This window comes from Acidovorax sp. CCYZU-2555, from assembly GCF_018413525.1.
In the GTDB taxonomy this organism is placed as follows: Bacteria; Pseudomonadota; Gammaproteobacteria; order Burkholderiales; family Burkholderiaceae_C; genus Comamonas.
In genome coordinates, this window is sequence record NZ_JAHCDD010000109.1 from 1 (window position 1) to 15,112 (window position 15,112).

Genomic DNA, 15,112 nt, shown 5'->3' on the forward strand with positions numbered 1-15,112 from the left:
AAATCGGCGAACGCCGCCGAAGCCAGCGGCTGCGACGGCGCGCGGCCGGCCAGCTCGGGCACCAGATCGGCGAGCGCCGCGTAGTAGTCGTTGCCGCGGTGCGCGGCCATCAGCACCAGCGTATGCACTTCGGCCTGGCGCAGCAGGTAGTCCAGCTCGCTGGCGCGCACATTGGTGTTGACGGTCACGAGAACCGCGCCGATCTTGGGCACGGCCAGCTCCAGCAGCAGCCACTCGGGCACATTGGTGGCGAGCACAGCGACCTTGTCGCCGGCCCGCACCCCCAGCGCGATCAGGCCCTTGGCGACCGCGTTGACGCGCTCGCGCAGGCCGCGGTAATCGAGCCGCAGCTCCAGACCGTCTTCGGGATAGTGGTAGACGACCGCATCCTGTTCGCCGAAGGCCTGGGCCTGGCGATCGAGCAGATCGCCCAGCGTCATTTCAAGAAGCTCAAACCCTTCCGTCTCCGCATCCCATACGGATGCCTCGCCGCGTATTGCCATTGCACGTGTCCCACAGAAGAAATGCGATACCGCTCGGGGCGGTGGCTTCCAATGTAGAAAAGATGCGGCAATGAGGCTGTCCTCCTGGAGGACGACAGCCGCGCGCTGCGGCGTTCAGGCCGCGGCAGCGCTGGCCATGCCCACGCGCGAGAACAGCTCGTTGCGAAAGTGGATGTCCATGCGGTCGAAAGCCCTCTTGCGGTAGGTTTTCACCGTGGTCAGCGAAACGCCCAGATCGACGGCGATGCCGTCCAGGCTCCAGCCCGCGAGAATGCGCGCGCACACGTCGAGCTCGCGTTCGGTCAGCTTGGCGGTGTCGAGCTGCAGTCGGCCGCGCCAGTGCGCGAGCCAGTCGCGCGGCGAACGCGCGGGCGGCGCCAGCTCCACATGCTTGTGGGCCAGCGCCAGCAGCACCGGGCCCACGGTCTCGAATGCCGCCAGATGCCGGTCGCTGAACGCCGGCTGGTGCCGGTGCCTATAGAGATTGACCGCGAAGATCTGCCCGGCGGACTGCTGGCGCACGATGGAAATGCGCTCGGCGACGCCATGCGCGTCGTAGACGCGCTGGCGGTGTTCGTCGGGAACTTCACCGGACGTGATATGGCACAGATGGGCACGGCCCGCGTCGGCGCCATCCCATTGCAGCGTGCGGTCCTGGGCATGCGGGCCGGTCAGATAGGCCTGCCAGCAATGGGTGGTGCGGTCGGGCACCTCATGGCTGGCCGAGAAATACAGCCGCGGCTCGCACTGCGCACCCACCTGGTAGGCGTTCCAGGAGGCCGCGGGAATCAGCGACTGCAAGGTGCCCAGCGCCGCGCCCGCGAAGCCGCGCGTGCCCACCGACTCGATCAGCGACACCGTGGTGTCGGGGGCCTGCTGTGCCCCGGTAGCGAGCCAGTTTCTCATGTCCCCTCCAGCGGATTATTCAAAGCGCAGTCGGCGCTGCGGCATGTGCCCTGGAAATTAGCCGAGTTGAACGCCGGCGTCCACAGGGATTACTAGCATGGCGCGCTGAATATCAGCCCCGGCTGCGCGGCAGCTCGCCCACCGCCACGCGCGCGTGGTAGCGCGCGATGCCCAGGTATTCATGCAGCGCGAGATCGGCGACGCGGAAGTTGTGCGCCAGCGGCAGCGTCGACGGCAGGGCGCACAGATGGTCGGCGCGCATCTGCGAGGCATGGACGCCGAAGTGCGAGAAATACAGCTGGCTGCGCCGCAGATGCAGGCCCGACGAGACCAGCACCACATGGTCGGCGGCGAAATGCCGCAGCACATCGCTGGTCAGTTGCGCATGCTGCCAGGTACTGGTGCTGTGGGGCTCGACCAGCACATCGGCCCCGTCCAGGCCCAAGCCCAGCAAGGCATTGCGGTAGACCAGCGCATCGGCCGCGCCCGTGCAGCGCGCATCGCCGCCGCTGATGATGATCTTGCACTGCGCGCCGGTGCGGCGGCAGTCGCGCTGCAGCGTGGCGGCGCAGACGATGCGCGCCTGGGCGGTCGCTCCCGGCTCGACCGCGCCCGTGGCGGCGATTCTTTGCGTGTCTCCGCCCAGCACCACGATCGCATTGCGCTGCGCCCAGGCGCCGGCCGGCTGGATCGCATGGTCCGACTGCAGATTGTCCAGCAGCCACGCGGGCAGAACGCCGCAGCCCACGCCCAGGAACAGCAGCGCCGCCAGCAAGTAGATCGACCACGCCATGCGCCGCCGGCGCAAGCCCGAGCAGGCGGCGGCGAGAACCACCAGCGCGGCCAGGAATGCCAGCGTCATGCGCGGCTCCCGCGCAGCGCAAGGGGGAAAGTCTGTGGCATGGCGAGTTCCTCGAATGGGCCGCAGGCTTCAGGACAGCTTGAGCAGCAGCACGCCGACCACGATCAGCACAATGCCCGCGCAGCCGCGGCGCGCCAGCGCCTGCTTGAAGAAGACCCAGCCCGCGGCCGTGGTCAGCACGATGCCCGCGCCGCCCCACAGCGCATAGGCCACCGACAGGTCCATGCCCTGCACGGCCTGCGACAGTGCGGTGAAGGACGCGAGCACGCTCACGATGCCCAGCATTCCCCAGCCCTTGCGGCGCCAGCCCGCGGAATGCTTGATGAAGATATTGGCCGCGACTTCGAGCAGCACGGCGACCACCATATAGGCGTAATGGATGAACTGGGCGTTTTGCATTTTTTACTCCTCGACCGACTTGCCGCTGGCGTTGACCAGCACCACGCCGGCGACCAGCACGGCCATGCCCAGCGCCTTGAGCGGCCCTATGCTTTCATCGAAGAAGCGGTAGCCGATGAAGGCCACGGCCGTCAGGCCCAGCGTCTCCCAGGTGGCATAAGTGACGGCCATGGGGATATGTTCCATGGCCATGGCCAGCAGGAAAAAGGACAGGCCTATCATGGCGTACATGAACAGCAGCGCGCTCCAGCCCGCGTCCTGCGAGACCAGCTTCATGACGCTGACCCCGACGATTTCCGTGGCCACCGCCGCAAGCAAAAAAATCCAGGGGCGCAAAGCCATGACAATCCTTGGGTTGAAATGAATGAAGATAAACAGCGTTTTTCCATCGCTGATGCCTGATTATTCAAGTATTCTGCGGATTGAAAAAGTCAACATCCATCTGTTTTATAGATAGATCGCCGCCATGCATTGGACTCTGGACCAACTACGGCAATTCGTGCTCACCGCCGAAAGCGGCTCTTTCAGCGAGGCCGCGCGCCGCCTGGGGCGCGCGCAATCGGCCGTCAGCACCGCCATCGGCCTGCTCGAAGCCGATCTGGGTGTGGAGCTGTTCGACCGTTCGCGGCGCAACGCCAAGCTCACGGATGCGGGCGAACTGCTGTTGCTCGAAGCGCGCGAATTGCTGCGCCAGGCGCAGTCGCTGGAGCAGCGCGCGCAATCGCTGAGCGCGGGCAGCGAAGCCAAGCTGTCGCTGGCGCTCGACGAAGCCCTGCCCTATACGGCCGTGGGCACGCTGATACGCGAAATCGCCCAGCGCTTTCCCGACCTCGAGCTGGCCCTGCTCAACGGCACGGCGACCGAAGTGGCCGACTATGTGGACCAGCAGCGCGCGCAGATGGCCATCCATTTCGTGCGCGGCGCCATCTCCGCGCGCTTCGACCAGCGCCATATCGGCACCGTGTCCCAGGGCCTGTTCGTGCCCGTGGGCCATGCGCTGACGCAAAACCAGCCCGTGCAGCGCAAGGACCTCGTGGCCTACCGCCAGCTGATACTGCACGCCGAAGACGTGCACGAGACCGCGTACAGCCCCAAGGTCTGGCGCTCCGACAGCTTCTACAGCCTTGCCGAAATGGTCGCCGACGACCTGGGCTGGGCGATTTTGCCGGTCAACATCGCGACCGACGACACCTACCGCAAGCCGCTGCAGCAGCTCGACTGCCCGTCGCTGGCCCTGCCCCAGCTGTCGGTGCGCGTGCTGTGGTGCCAGGGCTGGCAGCCCGGGCCGGCCGCGGCCTGGGTGCAGACGCGTTTCACCGAACTGCTGGCGTAAGCAGCCGCGCGGGAAACTCCGTTTCGGCAATGCCGCGCGTTCCGGGCCGCAGCGCGAACACGCCGCCCGCGGGCGATTCTTCGGCTGTTCCGGGCAGGCGTATCGAGGTCACGAACAGCGTGTCCAGGCCCGCGCCGCCAAACGCGCACATCGCGGGCTTGCTGACCGGCACGGCGATGGAGCGGTCGAGCCGGCCTTGGGGCGTGAAGCGCAGCAGCAGGCCCGCGTCGTTCGCGCAGATCCAGTAACAACCGTCTTCGTCTACGGCCGCGCCGTCGGGCCGCCCAGGGTGCGCGCGCATGTCGACGAACGCGCGCTGGCGCGACATCTTCCCGTCCTGCGGGTCATAGTCGAACTGCCAGATCTGTTGCGACTGCGGATGCGAGTCGCTGAGGTACATGGTGCGCCCGTCGGGGCTGAAGGCCATGCCGTTGGGTGTCAGCAGGCCCGTGTGCAGCGGCTGCAGGCCGGCATCCGATGGCGCATCCAGCCCGTAGACCGTGCCCACGGCCCGGGCCGCGGCCATGTCCTGGTACATCGTGCCCGCGCGAAAACGGCCCTGGCGATCGCAGCGGCCGTCGTTGAAGCGCATCTGCGCCAGCGGATGCTCCACGCTGGCCAGCCACTGCAGCTGCGCCGCCCCGCCTTCGGGCGCGAGCGTGGCCAGCGCGACGCCGGTCTCCAGCCCGCAGATCCAGCGTCCTTCGGTCGCGGGTGCGATGCAGGCCACCTGCTCGGGCAGCAGCCAATGCACCAGGCTGTCACCGTGCGCCTGCCAGCGCCAAATCTTGCGCGCCGGAATATCGACCCAGAACAGCGCGTTCTCTTCGGCGCGCCACACCGGGCTTTCGCCCGTGGCGTGGCGGCCATCGACCAGCAACTCGACCTTGACTTCCATCTGCCCACTCCTTTGGCCCTGACGGCCTGTCGTTTCACAGCGCGCGCTGCGCGCCTGGCCGCTGCGCGGGCGGCGTGTAATCCAGCGTGACGAACTCGCCGCCCTGGAAACTGCGCGCCACGGCGTTCATGCGGTTGGGCTGGGCCACGAGCTCGGGCGCCCATTGCTCGGCGTTCTGCTCGGGTGCAAAACCGATGCGGTTGCCTTCGGACAGGTCGTAGTAGGCGCGGTCGTTGTTGGAGATACCCCAGACCACGGCGAAATCGACCGGCGCCGCTATGCAGCGCAGCGCCAGCGCCACCAGGTCCTTCGCGCCCATCCAGGTGCTGAGCTGGCGGAAGTCTTCGGGCGGGCAGTCCTTGGTCGTGCCTATGCGCAGGCAGATGCCTTCGATGCCGTGCTTGTCCCAGTACATGCGCGCCATGGCCTCGCCCCAGACTTTCGACAGCCCGTAGAGACCGTCGGGCCGGTATTCGGCATCCGAGCGCAGCTTCACGTCCGTGCCGTACATTCCGAACGCATGGTTGGAGCTGGCGAACACCACGCGCTTGACGCCGTTGCGGCGCGCGCCTTCATACACCGCGTGCAGCGCAATCAGGTTGTTGTCTATGATTTCCTGCAGCGGGCGCTCGATGCTGGTGCCCGCCATGTGAATCAGCACATCGACGCCCTGCAGCAGCGCGTCCACGGCCGCCGCGTCGCGCAGATCGCCGTGCGTCAGATCTTCCGCATCATGCAGCGCCGGGGCCGGCGTGAGCCCCACCGACGAGCGCAGATCGATGCCGTGCTTTGGCAGCTCGCGCCGCAATACGGTGCCTACATGCCCGCAGGCACCACTCAGTGCAACCTTGACCATTTTATTTCCTTGCGATTCAGTGTGCATAGCCCATGAGCAATCGCGGCAAGGCCAGCGAGAACGCGGGTACATAGGTGACGAGCATCAGCGTCGCCACCAAAGCTCCATAGAACGGCCAGATGGTGCGCATCACCTGTCCGACCGAGATGCCGCCGATGGCGCAGCCGACGAACTGCGTCGTGCCCACGGGCGGAGTGTTCAGGCCCAGCGCGCAGTTGAGCAGCATCACGATGCCGAACTGCACCGGGTCCATGCCGTACTTCATGGCGATGGGCAGGAAGATGGGCGTGGCGATCAGGATCGTCGCGGCCATGTCCATGAACGTGCCCAGCAGGAACAGGATCACATTGATCAGCAGAAACACCTGCCAGGGTTCGAGCGACACGCTGGAGATCCAGCTGCCCATGAAGTCGGCGACTTCATACAGGCCCATCAGGTACTGGAACATCGCCGACACGCCGATCAGCAGCAGCACCACGCCGGTGGTCTTCACCGCCTTGGCCGCGGCCTTGATGAAGTTGTGCCAGCTCATCGTGCGGTAGATGAAGAACGTCAGCAAGATGGTGTAGACCACGGCCACCGACGCCGCCTCGGTCGCGGTGAACACGCCCGACAGAATGCCGGCCAGGATCACGACGATGATCAGCAGCCCCGGAACGGCCGCCACGGCGGCGCGGCCCACGCCCGACCAGCCGGGAAAAGTGCCCGCGGGGTAGCCGCGGTGCACGGCGACCAGGTAGGCCGCGACCAGCATGCAGATCATCAGCAGCGCGGCCGGCAGCAGGCCCGCGGTGATCAGCGCGCCGATCGACACCGAACCGCCCGCGGCCAGCGCATAGATGATCATGTTGTGGCTGGTGGGCATCAGCGCGCCGACCAGGGCCGCGTGGGTCGTCACGTTGACCGCGTAGTCGGCGTGGTAGCCCTCCTTCTTCATCGCCGGAATCATCACCGAGCCCATGGCCGAGACATCGGCCACGGCCGAGCCGCAGACGCCGCCGAACAGCGTGCAGGCCACGACGTTGGACATTCCCAGGCCGCCGCGCACATGGCCGGCGACGCTGTTGGCCAGGCGCACGATCTTGTCGGCCACGCCGCCATAGAGCATCAGCTCGCCGCTGAACACGAAGAACGGAATCGCCAGGAACGAGAAGATGTTCATTCCGGACATCATTTGCTGGAACAGCACGCCTATGGGCAGGCCCTCGTAGAGGATGGTCACGATGGACGCCAGGCCGATGGCGAAGGCCACGGGAACGCCCAGCACCAGCAGGCCGAAGAATGCAATGCAGAGAATGGTCAGTGCCATGAGGGCTCCACTTCCGTGCCGTCGATCAGGGCAACGATGTGTTCTATGGAAAACAGGATGATCAGCAGGCCGGACAGCACCAGCGGCGCGTAGCGCACCGCTTCGGGCAGCGCCAGATTGGGGATCTTGTAGCTGATGACCGACTCGCCCAGCATCAGGCCGTTGTAGACCATGGCCGCGCCGAAGATGGCGACCAGCGCGTGGATCACGAACTCGATGCGCTGGCGCAGCGTGTCGGGCGCCAGCACCAGCAGGGACTCGAGGCCGATATGGCCGGCGTCGCGCACGCCCACGGCCGCGCCCAGCAGCGTGACGTAGAGCACGATGATCAGCGACAGGCTTTCGGTCCAGGTCGGCGAGCTGTTGAGCACATAGCGCCCGAACACCTGCCAGAACACGATGACGACGATGAACAGCAGGCCGGCGACGCTGGCGATCATGCAGGCTTTGGCCAGCGGCGCGTTGATGCGGGTCAGCAGGCGCCGGGGTGGGGCCGGCTCGGGCACGGCGCTGCCGGGGCCGGCCTTGCCGCTGCCCCCTTGGATCAGGACATTCATGATGGAGTACCTGGGGCTGGCTTACTTCGCCGACTCGCGGATGCGCTTGACCAGGTCCTGCAGCTTGGGCGTGTTCGCGAACTTGCTGTAGACCGGGGCCATCGCGTCGACGAAGGGCTTCTTGTCGGCGATGGTGATCACCTGCGTGCCGCCGGCTTCGGCGATCTTGCGCGACTTGGCTTCGCGCTCGTCCCACAGCTGGCGCATCACGGGCACCGACTCCTTGGCGGTCTTGCGGATCAGCGCCTGGTCTTCCTTGGGCAGCGTATCCCAGATCTTCTTCGAGAACACCAGCACTTCGGGCACCATCGAATGCTCGGTGACGTTGTAGTACTTCGCGGCCTCGAAGTGGCGCGAGGATTCATACGAAGGCCAGTTGTTCTCGGCGCCGTCGACGATGCCGGTCTTGAGCGCGGTATAGACCTCGCCGTAAGGCATGGGCGTGGGATTGGCGCCCATGGCCTCGATCATCGCCACGAACAGATCGGACTGCTGCACCCGCACCTTCATGCCCTTGACGTCGGCAAAGCTCTTGATCGGGCGCTTGGCGGTGTACAGCGAGCGCGCGCCGCTGTCGTAGTAGGCCAGGCCGATCATGCCTTGCGCGGCCATCGCGTCCAGCACTTCCTGGCCTATGGGGCCGTCGAGCGTCTGGCGCATGTGGGTGGTCGACTGGAACACGAAGGGCAGCGAAATCGCGATTGTCTCGGGAACGATGTTGTTGAGCACCGCGACGTTGATGCGCATCATGTCCAGGCCGCCGATCTTCAGCTGCTCGATGGTGTCGCGCTCGGCACCCAGCACGGCGTTGGCGAACACCTTGATGCCGTGCTTGCCGCCCGACTGCTCCTTGAGCGCCTTGGCCATGGAACGCACGGCCTCGACCGTGGGGTAGTCCGTGGGCTGGTTGTCGGAAGAACGGAATTCGCGTGCCGAAACGCCAGAGACCGTGAGCGCGATGGCCATTGCAATGGCGCCGTGGATGAACTTCTTCATGTGATTCCTTGGATACGCGAGCGGGCCTGCAGGCCCAGCCGCCAGTGAAACAAATCAGGCAGCCTCTATCGCGCGTATCGCCACGAGTCCTTGCTGTCTCCTTTTGGAGCCCATGCACGTTGGCTGGGCCCTCTTGTCAGCGGTTCGCCTGTTGCCAGGCTGTCGCATGCCGCAATTCTGAAACGGTATGCGCAAAACTTCTATTTCTTATTTAGTGGATCTTGATACCTTTTTGTTTCCCATGTTCGGGCCTGCTTCTCCAGCTACAGCGTGAAGACATATAGTGAAAACCCGCAGTTTTTCATGCGCTTGACCTGCCAGACTGGAGCGCTGGCGCATGCAACAGGAGATATTCTCGAAACGCAGACGTTGATACCTTTTTGTTTAGGAAGACATGGATCTCAGACAACTCCACTATTTCGTCACGGTCGCCGAGGAACGCCATCTGCGCCGCGCCGCCGAACGCCTGCACCTGTCGCAGCCGCCGCTCACGCGCCACATCAAGGCGCTGGAAGAAGAACTGGGCGTGGAACTGTTCGTGCGCACGCCGCGCGGCATGGTGCTGACCAATGCCGGCGAAACGCTGCTGCGCGACGCACGCGCGGTCTTCGGCATGGTGGAGTCGGCCGGCGAGCGCGCGCGGCGCTCGGGCCTGGGTCAGTTGGGCAGGCTGGACGTGGGCATCTACGGCTCGGCAACGTTCGGCGCCGTGCCCGACGTGCTCAACCGCTTTCGCGCCAGGCACCCCGATGTCGAGATCCAGCTGCATTACGCCCAGTCGCCGGCCCAGGTGTCGGCGCTGCGCCAGGGCCGGGTGACCATCGTCTTCGAACGCCTGCTGCCCAACGATGCCGACATCGAGATCGAACTGGTGGCGCGCGAGCCGCTGGTCGTTGCCGTCAATCAGAACCACCGACTCGCAGGGCTCAAGTCGGTGGAGCTGACCCAGCTGCGCAGCGAAACCCTGCGCATAGGCAATGCGCCCATGGAAGCCGCGCGGCTGATCGAAATGTGCCACCGCCACGGCTTCGAGCCGCATTTCGCGCCCGCGGCCAGCGACGTCATCATGTCGACGCTGCTGACCGCCATAGGCACCGAAGTGGCGCTGGTGCCCACCTCGATGACCAATGTGATGTTTCCCGGCGTGCGCTACATCCCCTTGAAGGCCAGCCCCGATGCCTATATGGACCTGCACTGCTTCTATCTGAAGAACGAGCGCTCGCCGCTGCTGTACTCCATGCTCGATGTGGTCCGCGCCTACCGCTCCGAGACGCTGCAGCGCCCGGTCAGACGGGCGGTGGGCAGCAAGGCAAAAAATTGATGCCCGGCCGGCGAGGCCAGCTCAGCACAAACAGCGAGTGGCCGTTCGCCCTGAGCGGGGTCAGCGAGACGGGGTCTCGCAAGGCGTTCAAAAGAAACAGCGGGCTTCAAAATCCCCGTTCGCCCTGAGCCTGCCTCGCCGGCCGCGTCGAAGGGTGAACGGCCTGCGCTCCAGACATGAGAACAGGCCGTTCATGGTGCGACGCGCCCGGCCAGGGAAGCTCACCACGAACGGTTTGGAAGCGCTCGTCGCTGTTTGCACAAATCGAGTGCTTTCTAAGTACTTGATTTAATTGATGAAAAAGCTGTTTCTTGAGAGCTTGCCTCGCCGGCCGCGTCGAAGGATGAACGGCCTGCGCTCAAGTCATGAGGACGGGCCGTTCGTGGCTCAACCCAGCGCCTCACGCAACCGCGCCGCATAGCCCGCAATCACCTCAGCCCCCGGTTCCTTGCGCGGCCAGGCGAAGCTCACGCCGTCGCCGGTGTGGCGCGCCACCACATGCACATGGAAATGCGCCACAGTCTGCCCGCCGGCCGCGCCATTGGCCTGCAGCAAGGTGATGCCGTCTGGCGAGAACGCGGTCTGCTGCGCGCTGGCCATGCGCTGCGCGGTCTGCATCACGGCCGCGGCCTCGGCTTGGGTCAGGTCGAGCAGCGTGGCCGCATGGCGCTTGGTGGCGACCAGCACATGGCCGGGCGTGACCTGGCCTATGTCCATGAAGGCCAGGGTCAGCTCATCTTCATGCACGTGTGCCGCGGGCAGCTCGTTGCGCATGATGCGGCAGAAAATGCATTCGCCCGGGGGCGAGCGGTCGACAAACTCAGGCATGTTTCTATCTCCTTTGGCTTGAGGATAGGTCGCGCCCCGTCTGCCGTGCCAGCGCAGAAACCCTGCGCCGGTCGGCTGCGGCGACGCAGGCTAGAATCCGCCCCGCCTGCTTCCAGTGCCCGCTGCGGCAGGCCTTGTTTTTTTCCGGGCCATGTAGAGGACCACCATGTACAAAAACCTCGCAGCCGCGCTCGCGGTCGCCTGTTTTTTCGCTCCCGTTTTTTCCCAGACTCCGGCCAAGGCCGACGCCGACAAGCCTTTGTCGGCGGCCTTCGTCTATGTCACGCCGGTGTTCGACGCGGGCTGGACGCACCAGCACGACGCCGGCCGCAAGGCCGCGCAGGCTGCGCTGGGCCCGCAGCTCAAGACCACGGTCGTCGCCGATGTCGCCGAAGGCCCCGACGCCGAACGCGTGCTGCGCGATCTTGCGCGCAACGGCCACCAGCTGATCTTCACCACCAGCTTCGGCTACATGGAGCCCGCGCTGCGCGTGGCACGCGACTTTCCCGATGTGAAGTTCGAATCGATCACGGGCTACAAGCGCACGGCCAATGTCGCCACGGCCAATGCGCGCTACTACGAAGGCCGCTATCTGTCGGGCATTGCCGCCGCGCGCATGAGCAAGAGCGGCGTCGCGGGCTATGTCGCGGGCTTTCCGATTCCCGAAGTGCTGCAGGGCATCAACGCGTTCACGCTGGGCATGCGCTCGGTCAATCCGAACGCCCAGGTCAAGGTGATTTGGCTCGACACCTGGTTCGACCCCGCGAAGGAGCGCGACGCCGCAATTACGCTGATGAACCAGAACGCCGACGTGCTCGCATTTCACTCGGCCTCGAACGCGGTCATGGTCGCGGCGCAGGAGCGCGGCAAGTTCGCCATCGCCTACCACTCCGACATGCGCCAGGTCGCGCCCGATGCGCAGATTCTCGCCGTGACCCACCAGTGGGGCGACTACTACACACGGCGCGCGCGCGCCGTGCGCGACGGCAGCTGGACCAGCGGCGATGTCTGGGGCGGAGTGAAAGACGGAATGATCCGCCTGGAGGCGTTCGGCCGCAAGGTGCCCGCGGCCGTGCAAAAGGAAGTGCTGGCGCAGCAGCAGTTGATGGCCCAGGGCCGGATCCAGCCGTTCGCCGCCGCCAAGGCCGATGTGCGCGACAACGCCGGCCATGTGGTGATCGCCAAGGGCAGCCAGCTCAGCGATGCGCAGATCCTCGACATGAAATGGCTGGTCGAAGGCGTGCAAGGCACGCTGGGCCGTTGAATACAACACGGTTTTTCACCGCCTGCCGTTAAGCTTCCCGCATGCATATCTATCGCGGCGCCTTGTTGCGCTTTACTCCCGAAGGCCGGCCCCTGTACGAGGAAGACGGCCTGCTGGCCGTGGCGCGCACGCCCGATGGCCAGGCGCGCGTTCAGGCCTGCGGCAACTGGGCCCTGCTGTCGCCCGGCTATGCGGGCCTGCCCGTGCAGCATTTTCCCGGCCGGCTGATCGCGCCGGGCTTTGTCGACCTGCATATCCACTACCCGCAGACCGATGTCATAGGCGCGCCGGCGGACGGCCTGCTGCCCTGGCTCGAGAACTACACCTTCCCGCACGAACAGCGCTTTGTCGACCCGGCCTACAGCGTCGAAGTCGCCGACTTCTTCATCGCTGAACTGCTGCGCAATGGCGTGACCACGGCGCTGGCGTTCGCGACCAGCCATCCGGCCTCGGTCGATGCACTGATGGGCGCTGCGCAGAAAGCGCAGATGCGCCTGGTCACGGGCAAGGTGTTGCAGGACCAGAATTCGCCCGACGGCGTGCGCGATGCGACCGAGCAAAGCCTGCTCGACACCGAAGCGCTGATCCAGCGCTGGCATGGCGTCGACCGGCTCGGCTATGCGATCACGCCGCGCTTCGCGCCCACCAGCTCTGTTGCCCAGTTGCGCGGCGCGGGCGAACTGGCTGCGCGTTATCCCGATGTGTGGGTGCAGTCGCATGTGGCCGAGAACCTCGACGAGGTGCGCTGGGTGCGCGCGCTGTTTCCCGACGCCCGCAGCTATCTTTCGGTGTACGACGACTTCGGCCTGCTGCGCGAACGCGCGGTCTATGCGCACTGCATCCACCTCGACGCCGAGGACCGCGCGCTGATGCGCGCGCGCGGCACGGCCGCGGCCGTGAGCCCGACCAGCAACCTGTTCCTGGGCAGCGGCTTCTTTGATTATCTGGGCGCGCAGGAGGCGGGCTTTGCCTATGGCCTGGCCAGCGATGTCGGCGCGGGCACGAGCTTCTCGCCGTTTCACACCATGCTTGCGGCCTACGCCGTGGGACGTGAAGGCCAGACCAAGCGCGGCCTGAGCCTCGCGCCCGCAGACCTGTGGTGGCAGCATACGGGCGGCGCGGCCGCGGCCATGGGGCTGGCCGGCGTGGTCGGCAACCTGCTGCCGGGCTGCGAGGCCGACTTCGTGGTGCTCAACCCCGAAGCCACGCCGCTGCTCGCGCGCAAGACGCGCGCCGCGCGCAATCTCGACGAATTGCTGTTCGCGCTGATCGTGCTCGGAGATGACCGGCTGGTCGAGCAAACCATTATTTCTCAAGCAAAATAGCCTGTTACGCTTGGTTTTCAGGCGTCTGAAGCAGTATTGGCAGGAATTCCCATGAGTATCAAGAGCGACAAATGGATCCGTCGCATGGCGGAAAGCACCGGCATGATCGAGCCCTTCGAGCCCGGTCAGGTGCGCGAGGCGGACGGCCGCAAGATCATCAGCTACGGCACCAGCAGCTATGGCTATGACATCCGTTGCGCGCCCGAATTCAAGGTGTTCACCAACATCCACAGCACCGTGGTCGACCCGAAGAACTTCGACGAGAAAAGCTTTGTCGACTTCGAAGGCGACAGCTGCATCATTCCGCCCAACAGCTTTGCGCTGGCGCGCACCGTCGAGTACTTCCGCATTCCGCGCAATGTGCTGACCATCTGCCTGGGCAAGAGCACCTACGCGCGCTGCGGCATCATCGTCAACGTGACGCCGTTCGAGCCCGAGTGGGAAGGCTATGTGACGCTGGAGTTCTCCAACACCACGCCGCTGCCGGCACGCATCTATGCGGGCGAAGGCTGCGCTCAGGTGCTGTTCTTCGAAAGCGACGAAGTCTGCGAGACCAGTTACAAGGACCGCGGCGGCAAGTACCAGGGGCAAAGCGGCGTCACCTTGCCGCGCGCCTGAGCTTCTGACGGGCGCACTGCCGAGCTATAGGCGGTATCCGACAGCCGGCAGCGTGTTTATCCGTAAGTTTCTGTCACACAGCTCTCGTACCATCCATGTCGAGACGGTAGACATCGGGTCTGCCGCGATGACGAGGAGGTCCTATGCTGGCGATGTTCAAGTTTGCGTGGCGTGCGCCGCTGAACCGCGACGCGCATGCGGCCGCACTGGTGGCCGATGCCTCCGGTGAACGTGAGAATCCCTGGCGCGTCGAGCCCTGCCACAGCGCCTATTGGCCCCAGCATGAACTCGATTCCTTCATCCTGAAGATGGCCGGCCATGGCCGCGCCGTGCATGCGGCCATGATGCTCGGCGATGCCGGCTATGCGCGCCAGCAGCTGGCTGCCGCGGCGGACATCGGCTGCCCCCAGCTGCGCGCGCTGAGCGTGCGGCTGTCAGCCTACTTCGAACATGCGCCGTGCGCGCGCAATTTCGAGACCCATTGAAGGTCAGGGTGCGGCAGGCTCACAGCTGCACCATGGCGCGGTTGCGTCCTGCGGTCTTGGCCGCATAAAGGGCGGCGTCGCTGCGGCGCAACATTGCGCTGCCATTTTCGTCGTCGGGTCGCAATGCCGACACACCGGCACTGATAGTGATATTGCTCACTTCATCGTGCGCCGGCGCGGCGGCCACCACCAGCAATTCCTGCGCCATTTCCAGCGCTGTCTCGGGCACGGTATCGGGCAGCAGCACGACAAACTCCTCGCCGCCAAGGCGCGCCACGGCGTCCGATACGCGCAGCCTGGCCTTGAGCTGCCGTGCCAGGGTGCGCAGCACGTTGTCGCCCACTTCGTGGCCGTAGGTGTCGTTGACGCGCTTGAAGTGGTCGACATCAATGGTGATGACGCTCAGCGGCCGGCCGCTGCGCTGCGCCAGCGCGAGCGCGGCGGCGAGCCGGGCGTCGAAGCCGCGGCGGTTGAGCAGCCCGGTCAACGGGTCGCTGCTGGCCTGGCGCTCGAGTTCCTGGTTGGCATGCTGCAGCTCCAGCGTGCGCTGGCGCACCACTTCCTCCATCGCTTCGTTCATGGTCAGCAGGCGGCGCGTCATGTTGTCCAGCGTGCGCGACAGGCGTTGCACTTCGCGCGTGCTGTGCGTCTG

The 15,112-nt window shown here is 65.6% G+C and carries 18 protein-coding genes; 6 read left to right on the top strand and 12 right to left on the bottom strand.

The window, feature by feature from the left end; translation table 11 throughout:
• The 5 genes from KHY18_RS25025 to KHY18_RS25045 form a co-directional block, all read right to left on the bottom strand.
• On the bottom strand, window positions 1-440 hold a 440-nt coding region (locus KHY18_RS25025; protein WP_213306549.1), incomplete at its 3' end, for an AMP-binding protein.
• Window positions 441-617: 177 nt separating this feature from the next.
• Window positions 618-1,409, bottom strand: coding sequence for a helix-turn-helix transcriptional regulator (locus tag KHY18_RS25030; RefSeq protein ID WP_213306552.1), 792 nt, complete (start codon window positions 1,407-1,409; stop codon window positions 618-620).
• Between the two features lie 112 nt (window positions 1,410-1,521).
• The gene (locus tag KHY18_RS25035) at window positions 1,522-2,271 is read right to left on the bottom strand and encodes a YdcF family protein (RefSeq protein ID WP_213306555.1); all 750 of its coding nucleotides are present in this window, start codon (window positions 2,269-2,271) and stop codon (window positions 1,522-1,524) included.
• 69 nt (window positions 2,272-2,340) lie between these two features.
• Window positions 2,341-2,670, bottom strand: a complete 330-nt coding sequence (gene mdtI / locus KHY18_RS25040) for a multidrug/spermidine efflux SMR transporter subunit MdtI (protein ID WP_213306558.1) — start codon at window positions 2,668-2,670, stop codon at window positions 2,341-2,343.
• Between the two features lie 3 nt (window positions 2,671-2,673).
• Complete coding sequence (locus KHY18_RS25045; protein WP_213306560.1) at window positions 2,674-3,012, bottom strand: DMT family transporter; 339 nt, start codon at window positions 3,010-3,012, stop codon at window positions 2,674-2,676.
• A gap of 124 nt (window positions 3,013-3,136) precedes the next feature.
• Here KHY18_RS25045 and KHY18_RS25050 point away from each other — a divergent pair, with 124 nt between their 5' ends.
• The gene (locus tag KHY18_RS25050; RefSeq protein ID WP_213306561.1) at window positions 3,137-4,003 is read left to right on the top strand and encodes a LysR family transcriptional regulator; all 867 of its coding nucleotides are present in this window, start codon (window positions 3,137-3,139) and stop codon (window positions 4,001-4,003) included.
• On the opposite strand, the gene KHY18_RS25055 is transcribed toward KHY18_RS25050, so the two are convergent.
• The 5 genes from KHY18_RS25055 to KHY18_RS25075 form a co-directional block, all read right to left on the bottom strand.
• Window positions 3,984-4,901, bottom strand: a complete 918-nt coding sequence (locus tag KHY18_RS25055; protein ID WP_213306562.1) for an SMP-30/gluconolactonase/LRE family protein — start codon at window positions 4,899-4,901, stop codon at window positions 3,984-3,986. The two genes, KHY18_RS25050 and KHY18_RS25055, sit on opposite strands and share 20 nt — an antisense overlap.
• Window positions 4,902-4,935: 34 nt before the next feature.
• Complete coding sequence (locus KHY18_RS25060; protein WP_213306563.1) at window positions 4,936-5,757, bottom strand: NAD-dependent epimerase/dehydratase family protein; 822 nt, start codon at window positions 5,755-5,757, stop codon at window positions 4,936-4,938.
• A 16-nt stretch (window positions 5,758-5,773) separates the two neighbouring features.
• Window positions 5,774-7,066: a TRAP transporter large permease gene (locus KHY18_RS25065; protein ID WP_213306564.1), complete on the bottom strand. Its 1,293-nt coding sequence runs from the start codon at window positions 7,064-7,066 to the stop codon at window positions 5,774-5,776.
• A complete protein-coding gene (locus KHY18_RS25070; RefSeq protein WP_213306582.1) occupies window positions 7,057-7,545 on the bottom strand; it encodes a TRAP transporter small permease in 489 nt (162 codons plus the stop codon). Before KHY18_RS25070 ends, KHY18_RS25065 begins: the two co-directional genes overlap by 10 nt.
• A gap of 99 nt (window positions 7,546-7,644) precedes the next feature.
• On the bottom strand, window positions 7,645-8,619 hold the full coding sequence (locus tag KHY18_RS25075; protein WP_213306565.1) for a TRAP transporter substrate-binding protein: 975 nt from the start codon (window positions 8,617-8,619) through the stop codon (window positions 7,645-7,647).
• A 394-nt stretch (window positions 8,620-9,013) separates the two neighbouring features.
• On the opposite strand from KHY18_RS25075, the gene KHY18_RS25080 reads away from it, so the two are divergent.
• A complete protein-coding gene (locus tag KHY18_RS25080) occupies window positions 9,014-9,940 on the top strand; it encodes a LysR substrate-binding domain-containing protein (protein WP_213306567.1) in 927 nt (308 codons plus the stop codon).
• 387 nt (window positions 9,941-10,327) lie between these two features.
• Here KHY18_RS25080 and KHY18_RS25085 read toward each other — a convergent pair whose 3' ends face one another.
• Complete coding sequence (locus tag KHY18_RS25085; RefSeq protein ID WP_213306570.1) at window positions 10,328-10,768, bottom strand: HIT family protein; 441 nt, start codon at window positions 10,766-10,768, stop codon at window positions 10,328-10,330.
• Between the two features lie 166 nt (window positions 10,769-10,934).
• Here KHY18_RS25085 and KHY18_RS25090 point away from each other — a divergent pair, with 166 nt between their 5' ends.
• The 4 genes from KHY18_RS25090 to KHY18_RS25105 all read left to right on the top strand — a co-directional run bounded on the left by KHY18_RS25090 (window position 10,935) and on the right by KHY18_RS25105 (window position 14,460).
• On the top strand, window positions 10,935-12,032 hold the full coding sequence (locus tag KHY18_RS25090) for a BMP family ABC transporter substrate-binding protein (RefSeq protein WP_213306572.1): 1,098 nt from the start codon (window positions 10,935-10,937) through the stop codon (window positions 12,030-12,032).
• Between the two features lie 41 nt (window positions 12,033-12,073).
• Complete coding sequence (gene guaD, locus KHY18_RS25095; protein WP_213306574.1) at window positions 12,074-13,357, top strand: guanine deaminase; 1,284 nt, start codon at window positions 12,074-12,076, stop codon at window positions 13,355-13,357.
• A gap of 51 nt (window positions 13,358-13,408) precedes the next feature.
• Entirely contained in the window at window positions 13,409-13,975 is a 567-nt protein-coding gene (gene dcd, locus KHY18_RS25100) for a dCTP deaminase (protein ID WP_213306576.1), read from the top strand.
• A 143-nt stretch (window positions 13,976-14,118) separates the two neighbouring features.
• Entirely contained in the window at window positions 14,119-14,460 is a 342-nt protein-coding gene (locus KHY18_RS25105; protein WP_213306578.1) for a hypothetical protein, read from the top strand.
• Window positions 14,461-14,479: 19 nt separating this feature from the next.
• Here the strand turns inward: KHY18_RS25105 and KHY18_RS25110 are convergent.
• The coding region (locus tag KHY18_RS25110; protein WP_213306580.1) for a GGDEF domain-containing protein at window positions 14,480-15,112 on the bottom strand (633 nt) is incomplete at its 5' end.